The 23,289-nt window shown below is 57.3% G+C and carries 23 protein-coding genes; 7 read left to right on the forward strand and 16 right to left on the reverse strand.

Annotated features, from left to right (window positions below):
• Positions 1-51 precede the first annotated feature (51 nt).
• Complete coding sequence (locus tag LQ945_RS23955; protein ID WP_044550217.1) at positions 52-948, reverse strand: LysR family transcriptional regulator; 897 nt, start codon at positions 946-948, stop codon at positions 52-54.
• A 176-nt stretch (positions 949-1,124) separates the two neighbouring features.
• Here LQ945_RS23955 and LQ945_RS23960 point away from each other — a divergent pair, with 176 nt between their 5' ends.
• Positions 1,125-2,504 carry a dihydroorotase gene (locus tag LQ945_RS23960; RefSeq protein WP_269936209.1) on the forward strand — a complete coding sequence of 460 codons (1,380 nt, stop codon included), beginning with the start codon at positions 1,125-1,127 and terminating at the stop codon, positions 2,502-2,504.
• Entirely contained in the window at positions 2,501-3,751 is a 1,251-nt protein-coding gene (locus LQ945_RS23965; RefSeq protein WP_270101900.1) for a Zn-dependent hydrolase, read from the forward strand. The genes LQ945_RS23960 and LQ945_RS23965 overlap by 4 nt, the downstream gene beginning before the upstream one ends.
• A gap of 145 nt (positions 3,752-3,896) precedes the next feature.
• Here LQ945_RS23965 and LQ945_RS23970 read toward each other — a convergent pair whose 3' ends face one another.
• The 8 genes from LQ945_RS23970 to pckA form a co-directional block, all read right to left on the reverse strand.
• Complete coding sequence (locus tag LQ945_RS23970) at positions 3,897-4,397, reverse strand: fimbrial protein (protein WP_270101901.1); 501 nt, start codon at positions 4,395-4,397, stop codon at positions 3,897-3,899.
• A gap of 23 nt (positions 4,398-4,420) precedes the next feature.
• Positions 4,421-4,936 carry a fimbrial protein gene (locus LQ945_RS23975; protein ID WP_270101902.1) on the reverse strand — a complete coding sequence of 172 codons (516 nt, stop codon included), beginning with the start codon at positions 4,934-4,936 and terminating at the stop codon, positions 4,421-4,423.
• A gap of 42 nt (positions 4,937-4,978) precedes the next feature.
• Positions 4,979-6,013 carry a fimbrial protein gene (locus tag LQ945_RS23980; RefSeq protein ID WP_270101903.1) on the reverse strand — a complete coding sequence of 345 codons (1,035 nt, stop codon included), beginning with the start codon at positions 6,011-6,013 and terminating at the stop codon, positions 4,979-4,981.
• The gene (locus LQ945_RS23985) at positions 6,010-8,529 is read right to left on the reverse strand and encodes a fimbria/pilus outer membrane usher protein (protein WP_270101904.1); all 2,520 of its coding nucleotides are present in this window, start codon (positions 8,527-8,529) and stop codon (positions 6,010-6,012) included. The genes LQ945_RS23980 and LQ945_RS23985 overlap by 4 nt, the downstream gene beginning before the upstream one ends.
• Positions 8,530-8,587: 58 nt before the next feature.
• Entirely contained in the window at positions 8,588-9,262 is a 675-nt protein-coding gene (locus LQ945_RS23990; protein ID WP_270101905.1) for a molecular chaperone, read from the reverse strand.
• 50 nt (positions 9,263-9,312) lie between these two features.
• Complete coding sequence (locus tag LQ945_RS23995; RefSeq protein WP_269936382.1) at positions 9,313-9,858, reverse strand: fimbrial protein; 546 nt, start codon at positions 9,856-9,858, stop codon at positions 9,313-9,315.
• 421 nt (positions 9,859-10,279) lie between these two features.
• Positions 10,280-10,900: a tyrosine-type DNA invertase gene (locus LQ945_RS24000; RefSeq protein ID WP_269936383.1), complete on the reverse strand. Its 621-nt coding sequence runs from the start codon at positions 10,898-10,900 to the stop codon at positions 10,280-10,282.
• A 250-nt stretch (positions 10,901-11,150) separates the two neighbouring features.
• Positions 11,151-12,770, reverse strand: a complete 1,620-nt coding sequence (pckA, locus tag LQ945_RS24005) for a phosphoenolpyruvate carboxykinase (ATP) (RefSeq protein WP_044550224.1) — start codon at positions 12,768-12,770, stop codon at positions 11,151-11,153.
• Positions 12,771-13,234: 464 nt separating this feature from the next.
• Between pckA and LQ945_RS24010 the strand changes: the two genes are divergently transcribed.
• Positions 13,235-14,578: a 2-hydroxycarboxylate transporter family protein gene (locus LQ945_RS24010; RefSeq protein WP_020826531.1), complete on the forward strand. Its 1,344-nt coding sequence runs from the start codon at positions 13,235-13,237 to the stop codon at positions 14,576-14,578.
• Between the two features lie 308 nt (positions 14,579-14,886).
• A complete protein-coding gene (locus LQ945_RS24015) occupies positions 14,887-16,317 on the forward strand; it encodes a serralysin family metalloprotease (RefSeq protein ID WP_270101906.1) in 1,431 nt (476 codons plus the stop codon).
• Between the two features lie 150 nt (positions 16,318-16,467).
• Here LQ945_RS24015 and LQ945_RS24020 read toward each other — a convergent pair whose 3' ends face one another.
• Complete coding sequence (locus LQ945_RS24020; RefSeq protein ID WP_262241492.1) at positions 16,468-16,677, reverse strand: hypothetical protein; 210 nt, start codon at positions 16,675-16,677, stop codon at positions 16,468-16,470.
• A gap of 165 nt (positions 16,678-16,842) precedes the next feature.
• On the opposite strand from LQ945_RS24020, the gene LQ945_RS24025 reads away from it, so the two are divergent.
• On the forward strand, positions 16,843-17,010 hold the full coding sequence (locus LQ945_RS24025) for a hypothetical protein (RefSeq protein ID WP_270103037.1): 168 nt from the start codon (positions 16,843-16,845) through the stop codon (positions 17,008-17,010).
• 33 nt (positions 17,011-17,043) lie between these two features.
• Here the strand turns inward: LQ945_RS24025 and LQ945_RS24030 are convergent, their stop codons facing one another.
• Together LQ945_RS24030 and yniD are read right to left on the reverse strand one after the other, a co-directional pair.
• Entirely contained in the window at positions 17,044-17,181 is a 138-nt protein-coding gene (locus tag LQ945_RS24030; RefSeq protein ID WP_270101907.1) for a hypothetical protein, read from the reverse strand.
• 18 nt (positions 17,182-17,199) lie between these two features.
• Complete coding sequence (gene yniD, locus LQ945_RS24035) at positions 17,200-17,292, reverse strand: small membrane protein YniD (RefSeq protein WP_369982358.1); 93 nt, start codon at positions 17,290-17,292, stop codon at positions 17,200-17,202.
• Positions 17,293-17,635: 343 nt separating this feature from the next.
• On the opposite strand from yniD, the gene LQ945_RS24040 reads away from it, so the two are divergent.
• Positions 17,636-18,028, forward strand: coding sequence for an ASCH domain-containing protein (locus LQ945_RS24040; protein WP_044550232.1), 393 nt, complete (start codon positions 17,636-17,638; stop codon positions 18,026-18,028).
• 1 nt (position 18,029) lies between these two features.
• Positions 18,030-18,632, forward strand: coding sequence for a hypothetical protein (locus LQ945_RS24045; RefSeq protein ID WP_270101908.1), 603 nt, complete (start codon positions 18,030-18,032; stop codon positions 18,630-18,632).
• A gap of 54 nt (positions 18,633-18,686) precedes the next feature.
• On the opposite strand, the gene LQ945_RS24050 is transcribed toward LQ945_RS24045, so the two are convergent.
• The 4 genes from LQ945_RS24050 to LQ945_RS24065 all read right to left on the reverse strand — a co-directional run bounded on the left by LQ945_RS24050 (position 18,687) and on the right by LQ945_RS24065 (position 23,272).
• Entirely contained in the window at positions 18,687-18,926 is a 240-nt protein-coding gene (locus LQ945_RS24050) for a DUF1480 family protein (RefSeq protein WP_044550237.1), read from the reverse strand.
• A gap of 135 nt (positions 18,927-19,061) precedes the next feature.
• Entirely contained in the window at positions 19,062-19,994 is a 933-nt protein-coding gene (locus LQ945_RS24055; protein ID WP_269934451.1) for a spore coat U domain-containing protein, read from the reverse strand.
• A 19-nt stretch (positions 19,995-20,013) separates the two neighbouring features.
• The gene (locus tag LQ945_RS24060) at positions 20,014-22,473 is read right to left on the reverse strand and encodes a fimbria/pilus outer membrane usher protein (protein ID WP_420136135.1); all 2,460 of its coding nucleotides are present in this window, start codon (positions 22,471-22,473) and stop codon (positions 20,014-20,016) included.
• A 34-nt stretch (positions 22,474-22,507) separates the two neighbouring features.
• A complete protein-coding gene (locus tag LQ945_RS24065; protein WP_269934452.1) occupies positions 22,508-23,272 on the reverse strand; it encodes a molecular chaperone in 765 nt (254 codons plus the stop codon).
• Between the last annotated feature and the right edge of the window lie 17 nt (positions 23,273-23,289).

Below are 23,289 nucleotides of genomic sequence, written 5' to 3' on the forward strand. Positions count from 1 at the left end.
CAGGCGCAAAAAATGAGCCGCCATCATCCTGGGGAACGGCGATGAAATGCGTTAGCGCGACCAGTGGATCTGCACGGATTCGAGGGTGGCAATAAACGCCTGAGCCAGCCGTGACAGGGGCTCATACATGCCGTGAACGATGCTGATAGGGGTTTTGGCGGTGGGTTCGATGGGCCGGAAAACCACCTTGGTCCACACCGGGCCGTTGGCGGTAATTTCATCGATCAGCGCAATGCCAACCCCGGCCTGTACCAGCGCGCAGGCGACGTGGATCTGCTGCACCTCGACGGTAGGGCGCAGAATGATGTCGGCGTCGCTTAACAGTTTGCGCACCAGTTGGCCGATCGGGATCTCAGCGCCGTAACCAATAAAAGGCTGGTCGATCAGATCCTCGATCCCTATCACATTTTTGGCGGTTAATGGGTGCGAGGCAGGCAACGCTACCACCAGCCGGTTTTCATACAGCTGGCGCGAATGCACGTTGGGATGGCCTTCGTGCAGAAAAGCGACCCCCAGTTCAACCTGCTGCGTCAGCACCGCCTGCAGCAGCACGTCCGGGATCATGGTGTGCAGGATCACCCGCGCTTCGGGCAATTGTGCGTGGAATTTGGCGATGGCGCTGGGGATCAGTCCTTGCCCCAGGCTTGGGCTGCAGGCGATACGCAGATGGCCCATACGGTTTTGGATTAGATCCTCTGCCACTTCGTTAACCCGCTGAACGCCCTGATAGACCGAATTGACCTCGACAAACAGGTGGCGAGCCTCCGGGGTCGGGTACAGTCGCCCCTTGATGCGTTCAAACAGCGTCAGACCCAACCGTTGTTCGGTGTAGCCGATCAGCCGGGATACCGCCGGTTGTGAAACGTGCAGCAGCTTGGCGGCACCGCTGATCGAGCCGGTCAGCATGATGGCGCGGAACACTTCGATTTGCTTGAGGTTTAAACGCACAGCCCCTCCACGATGGTTAACATTTTGTTATGCACGAGTGATAAACAAGCATAAGACAGAATAGACAGCCTCACCCTACACTGGCCTGACTGTCGGCACAATCGACCGATTGATAACCTGAGATATATGCATTTTTATGCATTTATTCTATGCAATGGAATAAGAGAGGTGGCGCTATGAATCTGAGTCAACGGCCAGAACTGGTGGTCAAGGGCAATCTGGTGGATGCCGAGCGGGTGACTCCGGACGGCTGGCTGGCCATCGCCGGCGGTAAAATCATCGGCAGCGGCAGCGGCCAGGCACCGAAGGCCCCGCAGGTGATCGACGCCGGCGGCAAGTGGATCCTGCCGGGGGTGATTGACGGTCAGGTGCATTCCGGCAGTCAGGCGAATCAGGAAGGATTGGGCTGGGCATCGCGGGCGGCGGCGGCGGGCGGTATCACCGTGATGGTTGATATGCCTTATGACGATCCGGAGCCGGTGGCGTGCCGTGCGCTGCTGGAAGCAAAAATTGCCGAGGTGGAGCGTGACTGCCACGTCGATGTAGCGCTGTTTGGCACCCTGAACGCAACCTACGGATTCGATGCCGCTGCCGGACTGATTGAAGGCGGGGTATGTGCCTTTAAGTTTTCCACCTTCGAAGCTACGCCGGGCCGGTTTCCTCGGGTAGACGAAGACGACCTGATGCATGCCTTTGAGCTTATTGCGCCGACCGGGCTGGCCTGTGCGGTACACAACCAGATGCAGGAGCTGACGCGTAAAAATATCCAGCGAATGGTCGAGGCCGGCGACACCGGCTGGGATGCATTTATGCGTGCTCACACGCCGCTGATTGAAAATCTGGCAACGGCGCTAATTTATGAAATGGGGGCGGAAAGCGGGGCTCGCGCCCATGCGGTGCATGTTTCCACTTCACGCGGTTTCGAACTGTATCGGATGTATCGGCAGGCAGGCTACCCGGTCAGCATTGAAACCTGCGTACAGTATTTGATGCTCAACCATGAACAGCATACCCGCCAGTTTGGCGCCAAGACCAAACACTACCCGCCGATCCGTCCTAAAGCGGAAACCGAACTGTTGTGGAGCCATATTGCCCAGGGCGACTGCACCTTCGTTTCTTCCGATCACGTCAGCTGGGGCCTGGAGCGCAAAGGGGACGACAACGTGTTCAAAAACGCCTCCGGCGGCCCCGGACTGGAGACGTTGTTGCCGGCGTTGTGGACCGGCTGCGAGCAGCACGGCATTGCGCCGACCACCGTCGCACAGTTGCTGTGTCGTAACCCTGCACGGCATTTTCTGCTCGACGATCGCAAAGGGGGCTTTGACATAGGTATGGACGCCGATTTCGTGGTATTGCGGCCCGAGCGCTACAGATTCGATCCCGCTAACAGTTTGTCGGCGGTGAAATGGAGCGCCTTCGAAGGCATGGAGTTCAGCGTACGGGTGGAAGCCACCTATTGTCGCGGCCAGGCCGTCTTTGCCGAGGGCCGCATTCTCAATTCGCCGGGGGCGGGACAGTTTCTGCGCCCGCACGCCGCCGATGGAGCAGGCCAATGACCGAGTTAATCAACAGTGAACGCTTATGGGCGCGAGTCAATCATCTGGCGCAAATGACCTTGCCGGATGTGCCCTGGACGCGGCGGGCCTTTACGCCATTGTTCAGCGAGGCGCGGACCTGGCTGGCGGAACAAATGAAGCAGGCTGGGCTGACGGTGACGCTGGACGAAGGCGGCAATCTGATCGGTCGGCGCGCCGGGCTGCGCAACGATCTGCCGCCGCTGGTGACCGGCTCGCATTGCGATACCGTGGTGGGCGGCGGCCGCTATGACGGCATTATCGGCGTGCTGGCGGGGATTGAGATGGCCCATGGTCTGCACCGGCAGGGGATAGTTTTGCAGCACCCGTTTGAGGTTATCGACTTTCTGTCCGAAGAACCCAGCGACTACGGTATTTCCTGCGTGGGCAGCCGGGCGATGAGCGGTGAATTGGACGGCGGCATGCTGGCGTCCAGAAACGCGCAAGGCGAAACGCTGGCACAGGCGATGACACGTATTGGCGCTCAGCCGGAAAAACTGACCCGGCCACTGCGCCTGCCGGGCGGTACCGCCGCTTACGTCGAGCTGCACATTGAACAAGGGCCAGTGCTGGAGCGCCAGCACCTGCCGATTGGCGTGGTGACGCATATCGTCGGCATCCGCCGGGTGTTGGTGACGGTGCTTGGGCAGCCGGACCACTCCGGTACCACGCCGATGGATATTCGTCGCGATGCTTTGGTCGGGGCAGCGCATGTGATTGAGCAGGCGCATGCGATGGCGTTAAAGCAAAGCGGCAATCCGCATTATGTGGTGGCGACCGTAGGGCGCATCGCCATGACGCCAAATGTCCCCAATGCGGTGCCAGGGCAGGTAGAGCTGATGCTGGAGGTGCGCAGTGACAGTCAGCCACTGTTGGACACTTTCCCGGAAGCGCTGTTGGAAAACTGTCGGCCACGTTTGCAGAGTCTGGATTTACAGACGCAATTGCAACATGTCAGCCGCGCACGGCCTACTGCCTGCGCGGAAACGGTGATGCAGGCGATTGAGGGGGCCGTGCAATCGCTGGGGGTCGCCGGCCGCCGGCTGCCGAGCGGTGCCGGGCATGATGCGGTTTATATGGCGTCGACCGGGCCGGTGGGGATGGTGTTTATTCCCTGTCTGAATGGGCGTAGCCATTGCCCTGAGGAGTCGATTACCGAGCAACAGCTGGCCGACGGGGCCAGGGTGCTGGCGCAGGCATTGCTCAACCTGGATAAGCAGCTTACGTAATACGCTGCCTGATAGGGAGGAACAAGAAGAGAGCCTATGCCCGAGCAATGAACCTCCGTATACGGAGCCGTACGTACTGTGGCTTGAGGACGGCGGGAGTTATCCCGCCGACTACTCGATGTCAATGATCCGCTGGGATTAGGGATTACTGATAGCTCAGGTTAACCTGCACCACGCTGATAAAAGTGCCGGCACTGCTCTGGCCTTTGGGGCTATAAATACGCGCGGTCAGTGGGAACGCCGCCTTGCGGGCCTTATCGATATCCACCGACAGGCTGGCGTTATTGGCTAGCGTCAGGCTGCTGTCGGCATTGCTCAACTGTAAGGCCACGCCGGTTGCGGTCCCGCTGCTGGCAAAGGCTTTGCTGTCATCGGGGGCTGGCGTGCCGGTGAAGGTGGCGGTCACCCTGCTGGTGCTGGGGGGGCAACTGCTCAGCGTCAGGCTAAAGGCTTTCCATTCGCCACCGGTGCCGGCCTGCAGTAGATCCCGCCGCTGAAGCTTGCCCAAGTCCAGCGTCTGGTTGAGGCTGGCATCCACCGTACAGGGCGTGGCGGTGATTTTGCTGCTGATAGTGACCTCTGCGGCCTGCAAAGGTTGTCCCCATAGAGCGCTGAGAGCAGCCAGTGCGATAATGCGGGTTTTCATCCTGCTATCTCCCTGCAACTGGCTTATTGGTAGGTGAAGGACACCACAATATTGCCGCTGACGGTACCTGGCGTCGACGCGCCTTTGGCGTAAATTTGAATCTTTTGGGAAAATTTTGCGGTGCGAGCCACGCTATCGACGGCCACTTGGCGTGTGGTATTGGGTGCTATCTCGCTACCGGCGCCATCTTGCATATAAAGGACCACCTGGGTTGCGGTACCAGTATTTATAAAACTGTTAGTCGACAAGGAGGACGCCGTACCGCCGTAGGTGGCGGTAACTTTGGTAGTGCTGGCCGGGCAGCCTTCCAGCTCCAGGTCAAAACTCACAAACGGGCTGCTGCTCCCGCTTGTTGATAATTTAGTTGCCTCAATATCCGGCAGTACCACGTTGAGCGGATTGCTGCTTTTCACAGTGCAAGGGGCGGCAATGATGTTGCCGCTGATATTGACCGTCAGTGAGTCAGACTGTGCCAGCGGGGATAGACACAGGCTGGTCAATACCAGCGTTCGCAGAGTGTTGCTGATGATTTTGGACATATTCCTCTCCTTGGGTGGGGGTTCCTTGCGCTAAACGCGTCATTATTGATAGGTGATATTCAGGGTGGCGCTGCTGTTGGCCTTGCCGGGCATCACCAACTTGTTGGTCTGGTAATAACGCGCGGAGAACGGCAGGGTTTCCTGACCGCCGGAGGAGGTTTTCAGCAGGATAGTGTTGTTGATTTTCAGCGGGGTGCCGCCGTACAGCAGCTGCACGCCGACGCCTTTGGCGGTGCCGGTCTGCCCGGCGTTGGTCAGGGCCAGCACGCTGGTTTCGGCTGTATCGCTATTTTGCGTGCCGGCCAGGGCGACGTTGATTTTGGCGTCTTTATCGCAATTCAGGCCGAGATCAAAGCTTTTGTCGCCCAGCGTCAGGCCTGTACCAGTGAAGCGGGTAGCGGAGATATCGCCCAGGGGAACATTGATGCTGGTGCTGTTGAGGCTACAAGCGATGGAGATGATGTTATTGACCCCGGTTGTTTTTAGGCTGGTGACAGTCCAGGGGGGCGAGGCGACCCAGACTGAGGGGGTGATGCTCACCTTTCCCAAAGTGCCGGCAGCTAAATTACCGGATGATGACGGCCCGGTTTTAATTAACTCGATTAGCCAAGATGAGGAATTGAAACGCCAGACAGCATTAAAATTGCCAATATCTCTTGACTGGTTGGCGACCAGTGACCAATCTCCGGACGACCAGTGTCGATAAGTGAGCCGAACCCCAACACCAGCAATATTGGTAGCCGCAACGCCATTGAGCGGACTCCAGCCATTGGCGTAGTTAACTGAAATTGATGATTTGGAACAATACTCATTCGATATATCTTCCACCCCATCACGAATAGTCACAGTCTTGCTGGCGAATACGGAGCCTGGGGCTGTACCACGTTGAATGATAACGTCGCCAAAATTGACGGTTTGCTCTTTGTTTTGCCAGCCATTCAGCGGAGCGCAGGCCATCAGTCGGGTACTGCACAATCCCGTAAGCCCAAATAGGCAGAGGATTAACAGGCGAGGGGCAGGGCCTTTTTTTTGTCTTGCTGCGTTGTTGCCAGATGATGTTTTCATTCGTCCTTTCATCGACATACTCCATTGGTTTGCACCACGCCGCCCGGCGGTGGTGTGCTTGGCAACCGATAACTGACCCGGCACTGTGCCGCGCCGCCATTCCCCCATTTCACCTGCAATTGGCCGCTGCTCGCCAGCCCGCTCAGGTACACCTGGCCGCCGTCGCCGACAATGCTGCCCTGTGTGGCGGTGGGGTCGGTGTCGCTGACCGTGGCACCGAACGGCACCGGCTGGCCGTTGGCCTGCGTCAGGGTTATCAGCGCCCGTGCGCCGACCCGCGGCCGGAAGTCGGCCCGCACCAGCGCCCCGCGCGTCGGCGTCACCCGCTGGCTGCTCTGCGGCAGGTCCACGTCGTCCGCCAGCGTGGCCGCGTTCAGCGCCACCTCGCTGCGCCGGTACGGCGACAGGTAAGGCACCAGCGCATAACCCCGCCAGTCGGTGCGCACCCCGGTCTGGTTGGCGACCGTCGCTCCCGCCGCGCCCGGTGCTGCCACCAGCGCGGCGGTGTCCCCCAGCGGCTGGCCCAGCGTGATGCCGTTGGCGTGCGCCACCAGGCTGCCGCTCAGCCCGTAGTTCAGCCGGCGACTGTGGTTGTCATAGCCGTAGCCGCTGGTCACTTCGCCGTAGGTGCCGCGATAATCAAGGTTGGCGTTGCCGCCATAGCCCTGCCCGCGGCTGCCATAGGTTTGCTGCACGCCCCAGCTCAGGTTGTTGTCCGCCAGCGCCACGCCGCTCAGCCCCAGGTTGTGGCTGGTCGCGCCGCCTTGGGCGTTGTTCAGGCTGTAGTTGACCCAGGCGCTGTTGTTGTCCCACAGGCTGAGCGGCACGTTGATGTTCAGGGCGATTTGCTGGTCGTTGCTGCGGGTCGCCCCCTGGGTGTTGCGGTTAAGGCTCCAGTTGATGCCGTAGCTGATGCCGCGCCAGCTGTTGCTGTAGCCCAGCCCCAGCGACGCCAGGCTGCGTTCGCTGTTCCAGTAGTCTTCGCGCACCGCGCTGAGCGACAACGTGCCGGCGTATTGCCCCAGTTGCTGGTTCATGCTCAGCTCGGCCCGGTTGCGCCGCCGCTCGTTCATCCACAGCGGCGCCGTGCCGCTGCGCCAGCCGTCCAGCACCTCCGGCAGGGAATAAAACCCGGCGGTGGAGTAGCGGTAGCCGGCGATGGCGAAGTTGGTGCCGGTCTGTACCAGGTTCTTGCTGTAGCGGGCCCGCCAGGACTGGCCGCCGACGGTGGCCTTGCCGTTGGGCTGGCTGCGTGACTGGGTGAGGTCCAGCGACAACGCCCCCCAGTCGCCGAGGTTGTTGCCGACCCCCAGCGCCGCCGCTTGATAATGCTGTGCCGCCTGCACCCCGCCATACAGGGTGGTGTTCCACGGCAGGCCGTAGATGGCGGTGCCCTGCACCAACCAGCTGTTATCGACGCTGCTGTCGTAGCTGCGGTATTGCCCGCCGGTCAGACTGTACTTCAGCCGGCCTTCACGCTGCAGCACCGGCAGGGACGCGAAGGGCACCACCAGGTGCTGTTCGCTGCCGTCGGCCTCTTTGACGGTCACCTGCAGGTCACCGCTGCCGCCGGTGGGGTACATGTCGTTAATCACAAAGGCGCCGGGGGCGACAAAGGTGCGGTAGATTTCATAGCCGTTCTGGCGCACCACCACCTGGGCATGGGTGCGGGCGATACCGCGCACCACCGGGGCGTAGCCGCGCAGGCTGTCGGGCAGCATCTCGTCATCGGAGGCCAGCTGCACGCCGCGAAACGGCACCGCATCAAACACCTCGGCCGGGGCATTGCTGTCCCCCAGCGTCAGCTGGCTGCGCAGGCCGGTCAGGTTGCGCTGGGCGTAGGTGTAGACCGTCTCCCACCGGTCCTGGCCGTCGCTGTCGCGGCTCCAGGTGGTGTAGTTGCGCACCCGCCAGGGGCCGATATTCAGACCGGGGCGCAGGTTGGCATATTGGCTGTTGCTGTTACCGCCGCTCCCGCCGTGGGCGGTGTTGCTGGCGCCGCTGAGGCTGTAGTTGAGCAGCAGGGCGGTGATGCCCTCGTCCCACTGCGACGGCGGCACGTAGCCGCGCGGCTGCCGGGCCAGCGCCGCCTGGGGAATGCTCAGCGCCAGTTGCTGACTGTCGAACAGCAGGCGAGCGTCGGCCTGGGGGATGGCGGACAGGTCGGCACAGGCCGCCTCCGGGGCGCCGAGCGCCGGGAACTGCGCTACCCGCACGCCGTAAGCGGCCAGGTCGGCGACGCTCAGGCAGGGTTGCAGCCCCAGGTCGTCGGCCCCGGCGGCAAAGGTCAGCATCCGGCTGTCGACCTGCTGGTCGTTCAGCAGAATATCGACCCGGTAGTCGCCCGGTAACTGGCTGCCGTTCTCTTCAAAGGTTGCCAGGCTGGTGACCCCCTGCTGCGGGCCGTCCAGCTCCAGCAGCGCCGGGTTGAAATAGTCCCGCGCCTGCGCCGGGCCGCCGAGGGCCAGCGCAATAAGCAGCGCCAGCCGGCGGGGCACCGCCGTTCTCCGTTTCAGTTGTCTTCTCACGTCACTTCCTTGTTGTGGGGGCCGTAAAGCGCCCTGTGGGTGAGGAACTGCCGGCCGCTTACTCCTGAAGCCGGCCCTGCTGCAGCGTGCCGATGCCGCCAAAGTCATTGATGACCCGCCAACTGACGGCGGTGCCTGCGGCCGTCGGCAGGGTAAAGGTGGCGCTGCCGTGCGGGGCCACATAGGTGGCGTCCTTCACTTCCTGGCCGTTCACCTTCACGCTCTGGAAATTCATGTAAAACGCTGTGGGGTTGCTGACCGCCAGCTGCGCACCCTGACGGCGCCAGGTCAGCTGGCCGGCCACGTCGTCGGGCAGTCCTTTCAGGGCGGCCGGGCGGTAAATCAGCTTGATGCGGGTTTTGACGGCAATCTGCAGGGTGTTGTCGCGCCGTTCGGTGGAGGGGATGGTTTTGACATTCAGCCAGTACAGGCTTTCGCGGTCTTCCGGCAGGGCACCGCCGACGCGCACCACGCGCAGCACGTTCTGCCGGCCTGCATCCAGACGAAACAGCGGCGGGGTGAGAATAAAGGGCGCCTTCTCGGTGCTGCCTTCCTGCGGCTCGACCCAGGATTGGATCAGGTAGGGCAGCGAGTCCGGGTTAGTGACGCTGAGCGAGGATTCTTTCTTGTCACCGTCGTACACCAGGCGGGTGGCGCCCACCACCACGCCGGCCTGGGCCAGACTGCTGACCATCATCACGCCGCCGCACAGTGCGGTAAGCCCGTATTTCATGGTGTCACCTCCGAAAAAAAAGGACGGCAAACGCCGTCCTGACAGAACACTCAGTTATAGACGATGGTGAAGTTGGTGCTGGCGTTGGCCGTACCGGCCCCGACGCTGGCGGCGGTGGAGATATAGCGGGCGGTGAAGTCCAGTGCGTTGGTGACGTCCTTGGTGGTGTCCGCCGGGTCACCTTGTTTCAGGTCATAGCTGCCGGACTGGCCGCGCAGGGGAACGACCTTGCCGTCCTTGTCGGAGATTTGCACGCCGACGCCGGTCGCCACGCCGGTACCACCGGTGAGCGCCAGCACGTTGTTATCGCCGTTGACCGGGGTGCCGTCGAAGTTGACGCTGGCGGTGGTGGCCGCCGGGCAGGATTTGACCAGCAGGGTGAACTTGGTAGCCGGTGCGACAGTGCCGGCCCCGGCAAAGGATTTGGTACTGATTTTGCCCAGCGGTACCGTCAGGCTGGCGCTGGCAGTATCGACCACGCAGGCAGTGTCGGTGATGGAGCCGGTGAAGTTGACGGTACCGTCAGCGGCGAAGGCCGACGCGGCGGACAGGAGGGCGGTTACCGCCAGGGAGGTGGCCAGTAATGTTTTTTTCATGAGCATAATTCCTTGATGCCTGTGACTCAGCACAGCGATTCCATTAACCCGTTGACAGGGTTTCCTTTTTTGTCGTTTGGCGCGGCTGTTTTCCTGGGTTGAAAAGGAGACATTTTGAACCAAAGTGTTACATTGCGTTTTTCATGCGGTTAAGGGCGTTATTTGCCCACTGAAATAGCGTAAAACACCATGGACGGTGTTTATTCAGTGCGAATGACCAGGTTTTATTTGTTTGTTTAGGGATGAGAAGGACAGGGCGGCGGTTTTTGGCAGTGCAGAGGCATAGGATGGATAAATATGAGCACAGAGGAATTTATGGATAACTAATTGATATTCTAATAGTTGAAGGATGGTTAAAAATGAAACGCAGACAGGTATTGACATTTTTTCGGGGGATAATTAGCTTATGTGACAGTTTGGTTCAAAAAGTTACATTTTTCTCCTCGTTTTCTTCCTGTTTTGCGTCCGGTTCCTCCTCCTGCCACAAATGTTTAAATCGTCCGGCATTGGCGGCGGTATACAGCACGGTATGCTGAATATTGCGGTGGCCCAAATAATCCTGAATCACCCGGGTGTCGGCGCCGTTATCGGCCAGGGCATAGCCGCAGGCATGGCGCAGCATATGGGGATGGGCGGCGACGGTCAGCCCGGCCTGTTTGCCGTAGGCCTGCAGCATGCGGTAAATGCGCTGGCGTGACAGGCGGTAGCCTTTTTGCGACAGGAACAGCCACTCTTCGTCGCCCAAATTGCGGTACGACCGGCGTTTTTCCAGCCAGCGGGCCAGCAGGGTTTTCTCGGTGGCTTCCAGCGGGTGGATGGTGGAGAGGCCATTTTTAAGGCGGTTGATGTAGAGACTGCCGCTGTCCATGTCCAGGTCGTTGATGCGCAGGCCGTTGAGTTCACTGACGCGGCAGCCGTGGATGAAGCCCATCCAAATCAGGCAGCTGTCGCGTTCGGGGGCTCGACCGACGGCGGCCTGTTGCAACAGGCGGGTGACCTCGGTGCGGGTCAGGTGTTTACGGTGAGCGTGGGATTTTTGCACGGTATTTTCTCCAAAAGGCAGGGGCCGACAAGAGGCCGGGCCCTGACGTCGCCTGTTAATAACAGATGACGTGCCGGGAGTATAGTGCAGGTTGAATAAACCGGGGCGGCGGCGGATGCGCTGAAACACCCGGTTCTCAAGGGTTTTTACGATGTGTTATCCGCTTTTGGGCTTGCCGGTTGTTTTCCGCCTATTAAATAAACTAAGGGGCCTGCAGGCCCCTTGTAAGGTTAATAAGGCGCGCCGGCGATCAGAGTTTAGGTCCGGCGCTCACCAGTTTTTCTCCTGCCGCAGTCACGGTGTATTTGGCGAAGTTATCGATAAAGCGCTGGGCCAGATCCTGCGCCTTTTCCTGCCACAATGATTCATCGGCGTAGGTTTTACGCGGATCGAGGATCGAAGGATCCACCCCCGGCAATGCCTTCGGTACCGCCAGGCCAAAGATTGGCAGGGTGAAGGTATCGGCGTGCTCGATCTCCCCGTTCAAAATGGCGTCGATGATGCCGCGAGTGTCCTTAATGGAAATACGCTTGCCGCTGCCGTTCCAGCCGGTATTCACCAGATAAGCCTGTGCACCGGCCGCTTCCATACGCTTGACCAGCACTTCTGCGTACTGCGTCGGGTGCAGCGTCAGGAACGCCGCGCCGAAACAGGCGGAGAAGGTCGGGGTTGGGGTGGTGATGCCGCGCTCGGTGCCGGCCAGCTTGGCGGTGAAGCCGGACAGGAAGTGATATTGGGTTTGTTCTGGCGTCAGGCGCGACACCGGTGGCAGTACGCCGAAGGCATCCGCCGTCAGGAAGATGATCTTCCTGGCATGCCCCGCCTTGGACACGGGCTTGACGATATTTTCGATGTGGTAAATCGGGTAAGAGACGCGGGTATTTTCCGTCTTGCCGGCATCGTCGAAATCAATGCTGCCATCGGCCAGTACCTGCACGTTTTCCAACAGCGCGTCCCGGCGGATAGCCTGATAAATCTCTGGCTCCGCCTGAGGAGACAACTTGATGGTCTTGGCGTAGCAGCCACCTTCGAAGTTGAACACGCCGTCGTCGTCCCAGCCGTGCTCGTCATCGCCGATCAGCTGGCGTTTGGGATCGGTGGAGAGGGTTGTTTTGCCGGTGCCGGACAGGCCGAAGAACACCGCCACGTCACCCTGTTCGCCTACGTTGGCTGAACAGTGCATCGAGGCAATACCCTGCAGCGGCAGCAGATAGTTCATGATTGAGAACAGGCCCTTTTTCATTTCGCCGCCGTACCAGGTCCCGCCGATCAGCTGTATGCGTTCGGTCAGGTTAAAGGCGACGAAGTTTTCCGAATGCAGCCCCTGTTGCTTCCAGTCAGGATTGGTGCATTTGGCGCCGTTCATCACCACAAAGTCCGGCTCGAAATTCCGCAGCTCTTCATCCGACGGGCGGATAAACATGTTTTTGACAAAGTGCGCCTGCCAGGCCACCTCGGTGATGAAACGCACTTTCAGGCGGGTGTCTGCGTTGGCGCCACAGAAGGCATCTACCACAAACAGACGCTTGCCGGAAAGTTGGTTACCCACCAGCGTTTTCAGATGTTGCCACACTTCCGGCGACAGCGGCTGGTTGTCGTTTTTGCCGGTGCCGCTATCGGACCACCAAACGGTATCGCGCGTGGTGTCGTCACGCACGATGTATTTGTCTTTCGGAGAACGGCCAGTGAATTCGCCGGTATCGACGTTGACCGCGCCCAGCGTGGTTAACGTACCGCGCTCCAGCGCCGGCAGGTCGGCACGGGTTTCCTCGATAAACAGTTGTTCATAGCTTGGATTATGGACGATCTCGGTAGCCTGATGGATACCGTAGCGGGCCAGCGTTTGTGGGGTAATCGCGATTGAAGACATATCCTACTTCCTTATTAGTTCTATGCCCTTCGTCTTTCTGACCGCGGCCTTTGAAAGCGATAGGGCATATATTATGTGCCTGCTTTCCGCACGGTGCCGCGTGCAGAGCAAGGCTCGGGTACAAGCTGACCGGATTCAGCTATTTGCCGCTCCGGTTCTCATTAATAAACGCACGGATTTTTACTTCCATCTATAGCATAGCAGTGAATTAGCGCCTGATTAATTTAATTACAAAACGCTGACGATAATTAATTAAAACCAACATTGGTGGGGGCTCACAATATTGAATTAATAAGAGGTAATTTAGTTTTGTATTTTTATTTTTTATCATATCGTCAGTGCTGTCCACTATTTTATTTATTATAAAAAGCCCATTCCGAAACGTACCTTTTAAAGTTTATAAATTATTTTATATGTCATTAGACGATCCGCTCCACACTGAACGCTTGTCAGCAGGGTGAATAATGAAACAGATAAATGCAGAAATGACCTGTGAGAAAGAGATACCGCAACCTGATTCATCAGGATTGATTAACCACCTGCGAAAAATGGATATCGGCGCCGTGCCGGTCGCGCTGTTTATCACCATTTGCGCGATTGTCGCCGTGTCGGCCTATGCCAACTTCCTGCCAAAGAATATGATCGGCGGCCTGGCGGTGATCATGACGCTGGGCTTTGCGCTGGCGCATTTAGGTAAAAGCATTCCCGTACTGCGTGATATTGGCGGCCCGGCCATTCTGTGCCTAATGGTGCCTTCGGTGCTGGTGTACTTTAATTTCTTCCAGCCCAACGTGATGGGTACTGTTCATCTGCTGATGAAAGACGCCAATCTGCTGTACTTTGTGATAGCCAGTCTGGTGGTCGGCAGTATTCTTGGCATGAACCGGGTGATTCTGATCCAGGGCATGATCCGTATGTTCGTCCCGCTGGTGGTGGGCACGGTGACGGCGGTGGCAACCGGATTGCTGGTGGGCAAGCTGTTTGGTTTTACCTTCTACCACACCTTTTTCTTTATCATCGTGCCGATCATCGGTGGCGGTATCGGCGAGGGCATTTTGCCGCTGTCGTTGGCGTATTCCGCCATTCTGGGTTCGACGCCCGACGTGTACGTCGCACAACTGGCGCCCGCTGCGGTGTTGGGCAATATCTTTGCCATTGTGGCGGCCGGGGTGCTGGCGCGGCTTGGCATGAAGCGCAAGGCGCTGAGCGGTGACGGCATGCTGATCCGCTCTGCGGAGGAAAACGCGGTGTTCGATATCAAGGAAACCAGCGGTAACGTCGATTTCCAACTGATGGGCGGCGGGCTATTGGTGATCTGCGCCTTCTTCATCGTCGGCGGCCTGTTCGAACATATCGTTCATATTCCCGGTCCGGTGCTGATGATTCTGTTTGCGGTGTTGTGCAAATATTGTCGGGTGATCCCGACCTCGATGGAAACCGGCGCGCACAGCTTTTACAAATTTGTTTCCACCGCGCTGGTGTGGCCGCTGATGATTGGCCTTGGCATGCTGTATGTTCCCCTGGAAAGCGTAGTGGCGGTGTTTTCGGTCGGCTATGTGGTGGTCTGCGGATCGGTGGTGTTGTCGATGGGGCTGGTGAGTTTCCTGATTGCGCCTTACCTGAAAATGTTCCCGGTTGAAGCGGCGATTGTCACCTGCTGCCACAGTGGATTGGGCGGCACCGGCGACGTGGCTATCCTCTCTGCGTCCAACCGGATGGGGTTGATGCCATTTGCGCAAATCGCCACGCGTATCGGCGGTGCCTCCACCGTAATTGGCGCCACGCTGTTATTGGGTTGGTTAATTTGAATCCGGGCTAAATTAAGGATTGCCGGGGTGGATTGCCCCGGTTTTTTTATTTTCGCCTGCCGCTAATAATAAGCACTCAAATGGAATGAAGATTAGCGAGGATATTTTTAATCGGATAGTTCTGTATTTTTATAAAAAGCGTCTATTCTTTTCTCTAAGGGATTATCGTTCTCATTTAGAGTGCTCATGGAGGGCGCCAACCGCATTACCGAGATCCCCGTATTTATTCAGCACCGGAACACGGCCATTAAGGCCATCCGACAGTGAGCGTATCGACTCACTGAAATGACGAATATGGAGATACTCTAATGTCATCAAGCAATCAACGCGTTAACGCCTCCGCAGAAGCTGCCACCGTATTGGCCCTTCAGGGGGCTTATAAACCTGACAGCGATCCTGGACTGAACGTCATTCATCCCTCGAAAAGTTTTGAAGATGCCGGATTGGCATTGATCCGCGGTGACAACGGTTGGCATGCCAAAGGCGTGACCGATACCCCGGTTAATCTGAGTTACAGCTTCTGGGAACAGGCACCCGGTAATATGTCCAGCATGGCGATCGGCGGCTTTAGCAGCTTTAGTGAGCTGCAACGGGAACAGGCAAAACTTTCACTGCAATCCTGGTCGGACGTGGCCAATATCACTTTCACCGAAACCAGCGATACCCAAAACGCCAATATCACCTTTGGCCTGTTCGATGTCAGCGCTCGCGGCTCTTACGCCTTTGCTTATTACCCTGATTCCTCGCCCTCGGTGGCCGGCCAAACCTGGTATAACGCCACCAGCTACGTGTTTGCCAATGACTTGCTCAATGAAAACGAATACGGTCGCCAGACGTTGACCCATGAGATAGGTCATGCGCTTGGGCTGCAGCACCCGGGGGATTACAATGCCGCGCCCGGCGTCAATATCACTTACAACAATGATGCAACCTATTTTGAAGACAGCCGCGCCCACAGCGTGATGAGCTATTTTGACGAGAGCAGCACTGGCCAGGATTTCCAGGGCGCTTATTCTTCCGCACCGCTGTTAAATGACATCACGGCGATCCAGCAGTTTTATGGCGCCAATATGGCCACCCGTAGCGGCGATACGGTTTACGGCTTTAATTCCAATACCGATCGTGATTTCCTCACCGCTACCCACGCACAGGATAAAATTGTGTTCAGCGCCTGGGATGCCGGTGGTACGGACACCTTTGATTTCTCGGGCTTTAGCCAGGATCAACGTATTAACCTCAACGAGAAGTCCTTCTCCGACGTGGGGGGATTAAAGGGGAACGTATCGATTGCCGCCGGCGTGACCATCGAAAATGCGTTTGGGGGATCCGGCAACGATGTGATCATCGGCAACGCCACCAACAACATTCTGATCGGCGGTGCGGGGGATGACATCTTGTACGGCGGCGGTGAAGCGGATCATCTGTTTGGTAATGAGGGCAAGGATACCTTCGTTTATTTCGGCGCCAACGAATCACGTGCTGATGCGCCGGATTGGATCGTGGATTTTGTCAGCGGTGAAGACAAAATCGATCTGACGTTGTTCAACACCGGCAGCAGCAATGGCATCGAGTTCGTTAGTCAGTTCAGCGGTAAGGCAGGTGAAGCCTTGTTAACTTACGATCAGCTCAATCACGTCAGCGATGTGGCAATCAATCTGGGAGGTGGGTTCGACAGCAGCGACTTCCTGGTGAAAGTGATTGGCCAGCCGCTGGTAGAAAGTGATTTCGTGCTGGTTTGACGGCTGCAGGCAACAAAAATAGTGCTTTATTGGGAAAAACACGACAATTCCTATTAATTTCGTCATGTTAGCCTGACATAGTAGCGCACAGAAGGCCGGGCTTGCATACCTCGGGCTTCTGCCGAATCGCCAACCATTCCGGTTGGCGATTCATTTTCCATCTTTCAGCATGTTGATTGCCGCGCCAATCAAGATCCGGCGTTCAATGTCGTTGCTTTCGGCCAACTGCTGCGCCAGATGTTTTGACAGCGTTTCGACCGATAAAACCTCGCCGCGATGACGCAACTGCATCACGCTGTCGCCGATCAAACGCGCCACTTCGTCCCACACGGTTTTTATCTCCTGCTCCGAGTACATCATGGGTTACCTCGGCTGGGTGATTTTTGGTCAATGTAGCAGTTGAGGTCAGGAGGCGCCACCGTACCGATCGCACAATGCCAAAACCGGATGTATAAAAAACAAGCCATCAGTGTTTCTTCTGGTTTTTTCGTCCAATACTGGAGGTGTCGAATATCTGGAGGGTGAATGATGAAACTGGTCGATAAACTGGCTGAGTACCATCGCCGGAGCCGGTGGGCTGAAGCGCAGCATTGGTTATATCGTTTATGGCTGCCGCAGGGGGAGGCAAGAATTGCCTATTTACGCGAGTTGTTGGAGCCTGAGGCTAAGCAACCCGCGAAGCGGGAACACTGAAACAAGGGGGGGCAGTATCCGGCCGGACTGGCGTTACTCTAGAATATCTTCAATCTCTTCAAGCACCTGATGAGCCAGTTCGGTGGTGATCATCAAAATGCCGCAGACCAAAATAACCAGCGCCAGCAGCAGTAAGGCGATTTGTACGCCGTTGCCATTTCGTTTTGCCATCGGGCCTGCTCCTTGCCATTAGCCAAAGACAATCGCCGCCCAGCGCAATAACAGGAGGGCGAGACAGATCAGTAACAATATCAAAAACATCTTCCAATGTTTGCTGCGCATACGTTTGGTGGCCAATCTGACCTCCTGTTTTGTTGATCAGCTGAAATACCAGCCGCCGATAACAAAGATAACAATCACTACCACCGCCAGAACCTTTAACAGGTCGCTGAAGGTGTCATCAGGGTCTTTGTCGTCATTCTTCATTTTACCGCCTGGCCGAGAGCCATTGAGTGAATTGCGTCCACAGTATGCCTGTTGTCCCGGCATAGGCACAGGGGTTTACCCCAAACAACCGGTAAAAGAGCCCGATAAGGCGGCTGCGGAGCGAATTCGGCAGTGCAGGCAGCGGCGGATACGTTGTACTATTCTGTCTGCACAAGGATTCATTTAAAAAGGTATGGCAATGGCGATCGAAATTCCGAAGAAATACGAAAATACCGAGCGTTGGGCGTTCGGCAAGACCGAGCAGCAGGCAGACGACGTGGCCAAGCTGATCCTCAACGGCACCAAGACGGCAACCTGCTCCAATCTTGACGGCGAAGGCATCCCGCTGGCCGGTGACGTATTCGTGGTGGTGGATGGTAAAGGTCAGCCGGTTTGCGCGGTGGAACTGACGTCGGTAGAGATGAAAACCTACGATCAGGTTGATGAGGCCCATGCTTTTGCCGAAGGGGAAGGTGACCGTTCGCTGGCCTACTGGCGTAAAGAGCTGCAGAGCTTCTTTGAAGAATATGAGCTGTTCTCACCGGACATGACGCTGGTGCTGATGAATTTCAAAGTAACAGAGACTTTCTGATTTGACGTCCCCCGTTCCTTACTTCTGCCAATGGGCGACGCCTGAGCTGGCGGCCGACCTGATTGCCGGTCGTGTGACGTTGGCGGATGACGCCAACTGGGCGCTCAGCGGCGCGCGCGATCGGGCGGAATATATCGAATGGGCTAACCACGTCTGTGGCATGGCCTGCCTGAAAATGGTGTTGAGCCACCGCGACGGCGATGCGCCGCCGTTGTTGGAACTGGCGCGCCGCAGTTTGCCTTATGGGGCTTACGTGCGTGACGGTGAACGTATCAAGGGGCTGATTTATGCGCCCTTTGTCGACTTTGTGCGTGAGCAGTTTGCCCTGGAGGCGGAGGCTCAGGTGGGTATCGAGGCAGAGGCGCTGCCGCAGCTGTTGGCGCAGCGACGCTATTTTATGGCCTCGGTACATCCCGGCATTCGCCAGCCCGAACAGACACCGCCACAGCGGGGTGGCCATCTGGTGTTGATTACCGCCGCTGAGGCGCAAAGCGTGACCTTCCACAATCCGTCTGGCGATCGGCCGCAAACGCGCCAACAGGTGACTTTACCGTTGGGCAGTTTTGCCCGTTTCTTCGCCGGGCGCGGTATCGCAATCGCATAAAAAAACGCGCGTTGTTCCCAGCGAAACAGCGCGCGTTCTTCCGTATTCCTTCATTCAATCCAACCGCATCACCCAGGCATCGGTCTGCCGATCGTAATGTTGCTTATACAGCAGCGATTGCTTGCCATCGAGTATTGCCGGGATGCTAGTGTGCTCATCCCAACCGTCCAACTGCATGCACAGATCGGGATCCGACTTGCAAGGGATCGCCAGCGTGCTGACCTGCTCCGGCGAGGAGGACAAATGCGCATCATCGACCTCGAAACTGCCTATTTTCACCACGGTTTTGCCCATTGGAACTCCTTGCTTGGTGTGCTGGTATGAGGTATGACCAGTTGGTCATCTTAATCAGCATAGCCAAGTGAGCAAAAAATGCCACATAAAAAATACAAACTGGCAACATTCGTGGTCAGAGGCTAGCGCATGGGCCTAATAGGTCACTACAAAACTGACGTTATCCTGGTAGGCGCCCACCGGGACTTCCGTTTGCGCTGGGTTGATCGCCGCTTTAAAGGGAATATTTTGCGCCAGGCCGGAACCTGAACCGCTCTGTGCGTTAGTGCTGCTCCAGACGGTGGAAGTATTAGGCAGGTAAATTTGATATTGCAGGAAATTGGTGGTGCCGTTGATCATCTGTCGCCAACCGGTAACGGGATTATTGCCATTGGTAAAGTAGGTCGTGTAGCCCTGGCTTTTGGTGCAGGTGAGGGTGATGTTTTGGGTGATTGGGTTAAACTGGCCTACCAACGCCATGCTGCCAAAATTGACGTTATTGGCGGTATTGATCAGGCAACTTTTGGTGATAAGTACCGTGACCGTGACGGTGCTCGGTTGATCGGTGCCGTCCCACCAGACGCATATCCCAAGCAGGCCAAGGCCGCAGATATGGTAGTTCCACACCAGGTTGATGGTATCGGTATAGGTGCCGGCACTGACGTTGGCCCCTGCCGTGGTCTTGACATAGACGGGGAAGTTGACGTTGGAGGAGATCAGGATCAGCGACAGCAGGTTCAGCGAACTGTAATCGATGGTTTGTCCGACGCTGTAGGGATATTGGTAATTCGCATCGGGGTAAATCAGGTAGGATATTTTATCGCCGGAGCCGTTGTTGTTAAGCAATGCCATGGAGTTTGTGGTCGAGGCGATTTTCACCGTGACGGTGTTTTGTGACAACAGCGACAGGCCGAGGCCGGTGCAGTTAAGCCCTGCAGTGCCCTGAGCATTGATCTGACCATTGTACACGGCAAAAGAACTGCTGGTGGGCAGCGTTACCGCACCGCTGGTGGTGCTACAGGCCGCCAACGCCCGTTGACCGGTCATCAGCAGCAACGCCGTCAGGATTATCATCAGTGGCCGAGACATATATTTTCTCCGTAATGGGTTACTGGCAGACGACGGGGCCGACGCGTTGCATACCTTGCGGCTTATCGAGGGTGAATTCTGCCTGACATGGCGCACCGCCGTCGGCCGGAATGACGCTCAGGCGGTTGTGTTGTTGTACCGGGTCGATATAGCTCATGCCGTCCCAGCCGACATAGCTTTGCTGAGAGGTGCCGATAACGGCAACCTGGCTGCCGTTGGCCAGGTGTTTGCCTTGCGCATCTACCAGCTCAACGTCAGCAGCGGAAACCCGTTGGATAGGGAAGTTGATCAGGTAGCCGCTGTGATCCCGCACGGCGAGGGTTTTTTCTACTGTTGGAACAGTGACGTCCGCCGGCAAATTGAGCGGGTCGATTTGGAATTTGGCATGGTAATACGAAGTTACGGTAGGCACTAACAAATAGCCTTTGTCATTGGTTACGCCAATCCGTTGGTTTTCATAGCTTACCGGCACATCGGCATAACCATCGGTTGAAATCAGAGCGAAAGCGTCATTGATGGTATTGGTGGCGTAAAAACTGCTGTTCATGGCAACCAGAGAACCGCTGACTTCGCCCCAGCGGGTGTAGTTATTGCTGTTGCCATACAAACCGGCGCGGGTTTCAAGTATGGAGGTACGCCAGGTGAGGTCGGCCTGGCGGTAATCGTTGCCGCTTCCCTGGCTGTCGGCATAGGCCAGATTCCATCCCAATCCGCCGTCAGTGGGCGCCGACCGGCTGTAGCCCACCCGTTCGCTCCAGCGGTTGTTGGTGTCACGGGTGGCGCTGACGCTGGCCGTCCCCCAACTGTCGAATGGGATGCTGAGCTGAAGTTGTGAACTGTAACCGCTGCTGCCAATCTCACGGTTAACCGAGGCATACAGGCTGATATTGCGCCATAACGACAGGCTGTAAGAGAAGTTGACCAGTCGGGTGCGAGTGCCAATGGCATCACGCACGTCGAAATAACCGGCCCCAATACTGCCGAAGCGGCTTAGCCCGATGCTGCCGGTCAGTTGATCGGTTCGGCGGCTCAGGCGATAACTGCTCTTATAGGCTGAGAGATCGCCGTAGCCTGCGCTGCGCAGTACCCGCTGGGCGTTCAGGCTAAAAAGCGAGTTGCTGTAGGTGTATCCCAGACTGGTTTGGTCACCACGGTTGCTGGTATATCGATAAACCTCGGTGGGATCGGACTGAGTCACCGGTTGACCCGTTAGCGGATCATAATAAATTTGTGTCGGTAGCGGGGCGCCGTTGAAAGCGTCGCTACCCGCCTGGCTGTGGCTGTAAGAGGTATTGATAACGCCCCATTGACCAATTCGAACGTCTGCGCCTGTACCGACAACGACCAATTGGGCAGCTCCCTCGGCGCGGCCTTCCATCGTCAGCCAGTCGGTCACGCCATATCGTCCAGTGCCGCTGGCCACCCACTGGCTGTAATCCCCCGAACTGATGCCGTAGTTTTGTCGCAATGCGCCGGTCGACAAGCTGAAATCACTCATGCCGGCCTGCAGTAAGGTACTGGCAACATAAAAGGGCACGGTGGTACTGACCTGACGGCCAAGCGCGTCGGTGGTCACTACGGTCGCCTGACCGGCACCGTTGATGTAGGGCACGGTATTGAGTGTGAAAGGGCCAGGGTTCACATTGGTAGAGGTATTTTTATAGCTGTTGATATACAGATCAACACTGGTCGGCACCGCTGCCTGCCCTGAAAATTGTGGCAATGGGTAGGTGATAACGTCAGGACGAGTCGCGAAATCTCGTGCCAGCTGCAGGCCTCCAATTCTGACCGATGTGGTCCAAGGCAGTGACCCGGTGGTGATATCGCCCGCGGTGTAACTCAGCATGCTGTCTTCGTCGCTGTAACGCCACGAACTGTCATAGCGCACGTAGCGGCTGTTTTGCTCGCTGGTACTGTCATTGTTGAAGCTGCCGCGGAAAATCCCGGTGTTGGCGATGACGCCAAAGCCGTCGAACAGTCGTTGCTCACTCCAGAGTGAAAAATAGCCTGGGTTATTACTGCCGGTCTGGCTGACATAGGCATCGTAGTTGAACAAAAAACCCAGACTGCTTTGCGCTTTCAGCCGTTGCTCCGGTTCGGTGGCATTGAAGTTTTGCTGGGGAAGCCAGTCATTGGGTACGTTGATCATCAACTGCTGGGTTTCGCCGCTGTAGGCCACCTCAACCTTGTCGAGCTGATCGACCGCAATTTCCTTGGCCTGTTTGTCAACGACAGGTAACCCAGCCGCGGCCAACTGTTGTGGCGTGAGGTAATAATGTCCGCCACGGTAGTTTACCGGTATCACGCTGCCGGTTGGGCGGCCATTGACCACCGGCTCAAGATAGAGGGTGGTATCGGGCATCGCGACCGCGGTGGGCGGCGGAGGAAGATCGCCGGCCCATGCATCGGCCAGCCACGGCTCAGCCACCATACAGAGTACGGCAAGGGCTAACGGCCTGATTCTCAATCCGTTAGCCATCAATGGCAACATCCGGTTCCACAGCACCTAAGCCTCAATAGGCCGGAATAGTGACGGGTTGCTTATTGTCGTTGACCGTGGCTTGCAGCTTACCACCGGCAAAATTGGCCGACGGTGGCAGGGCAAAGCGCATTTGTGAGCCAGGCAAGACGTAACCCAGCAGCCCGGCATCGAGCGGCTTGCCCTGCATGCTGACCTGCGAAAGCCGCGCATGAACCACGCCGGTATTGCGTACGTCGAGCCAGCGCTGGCTGTTTTGCTGCAACAGTCGGTAACTGAGCTGCGGCTGGCTGGCGGTGGCGTAATCTCGCGGGTGTTCGTAATCTTGCTTGGTCCATACTCCTTTACCGCTGACAAACAAGGGCACTGAATAGCGCATCTGGAATTTTAACCCCATCTGAGCCCCTTTTTCAGGAGCTGCGCCGTCTTGATCCTTGATCGGCACTTCATCGATCAGAATACGGTATGCCTGTTCTTTGCCGTCGGGAGTCGGTGTTTGTCTGATCAGGCGAATGAGTTGGCGCTTGCCAGGGGCAATAGTAGCGACGGGGGGGCTGGCGACCACGTCGCTTTGGTTACGGTAATCGTCCTTACCGTTGATCTGCTGCCAACCGAGGATGCGGACCTGCATATAAACAGTTTTACTGTCGCGGTTCTCCAACCACAGCGCGGTAGCGGGTTGGTCGGCTTCGATTGCAGGGTCAATCGGCCAGATAAGGATGGATGCGGCGGCAAAAGCCTGCGGCTGGCTAGCAAACAAAAGGGCTGTCAGTAAAGACAGGCGGAAGGCGGTTCGCATACTGAGATCCTTTTTAA

It is taken from the genome of Serratia liquefaciens (assembly GCF_027594825.1).
Classification (GTDB): Bacteria; Pseudomonadota; Gammaproteobacteria; order Enterobacterales; family Enterobacteriaceae; genus Serratia; species Serratia liquefaciens_A.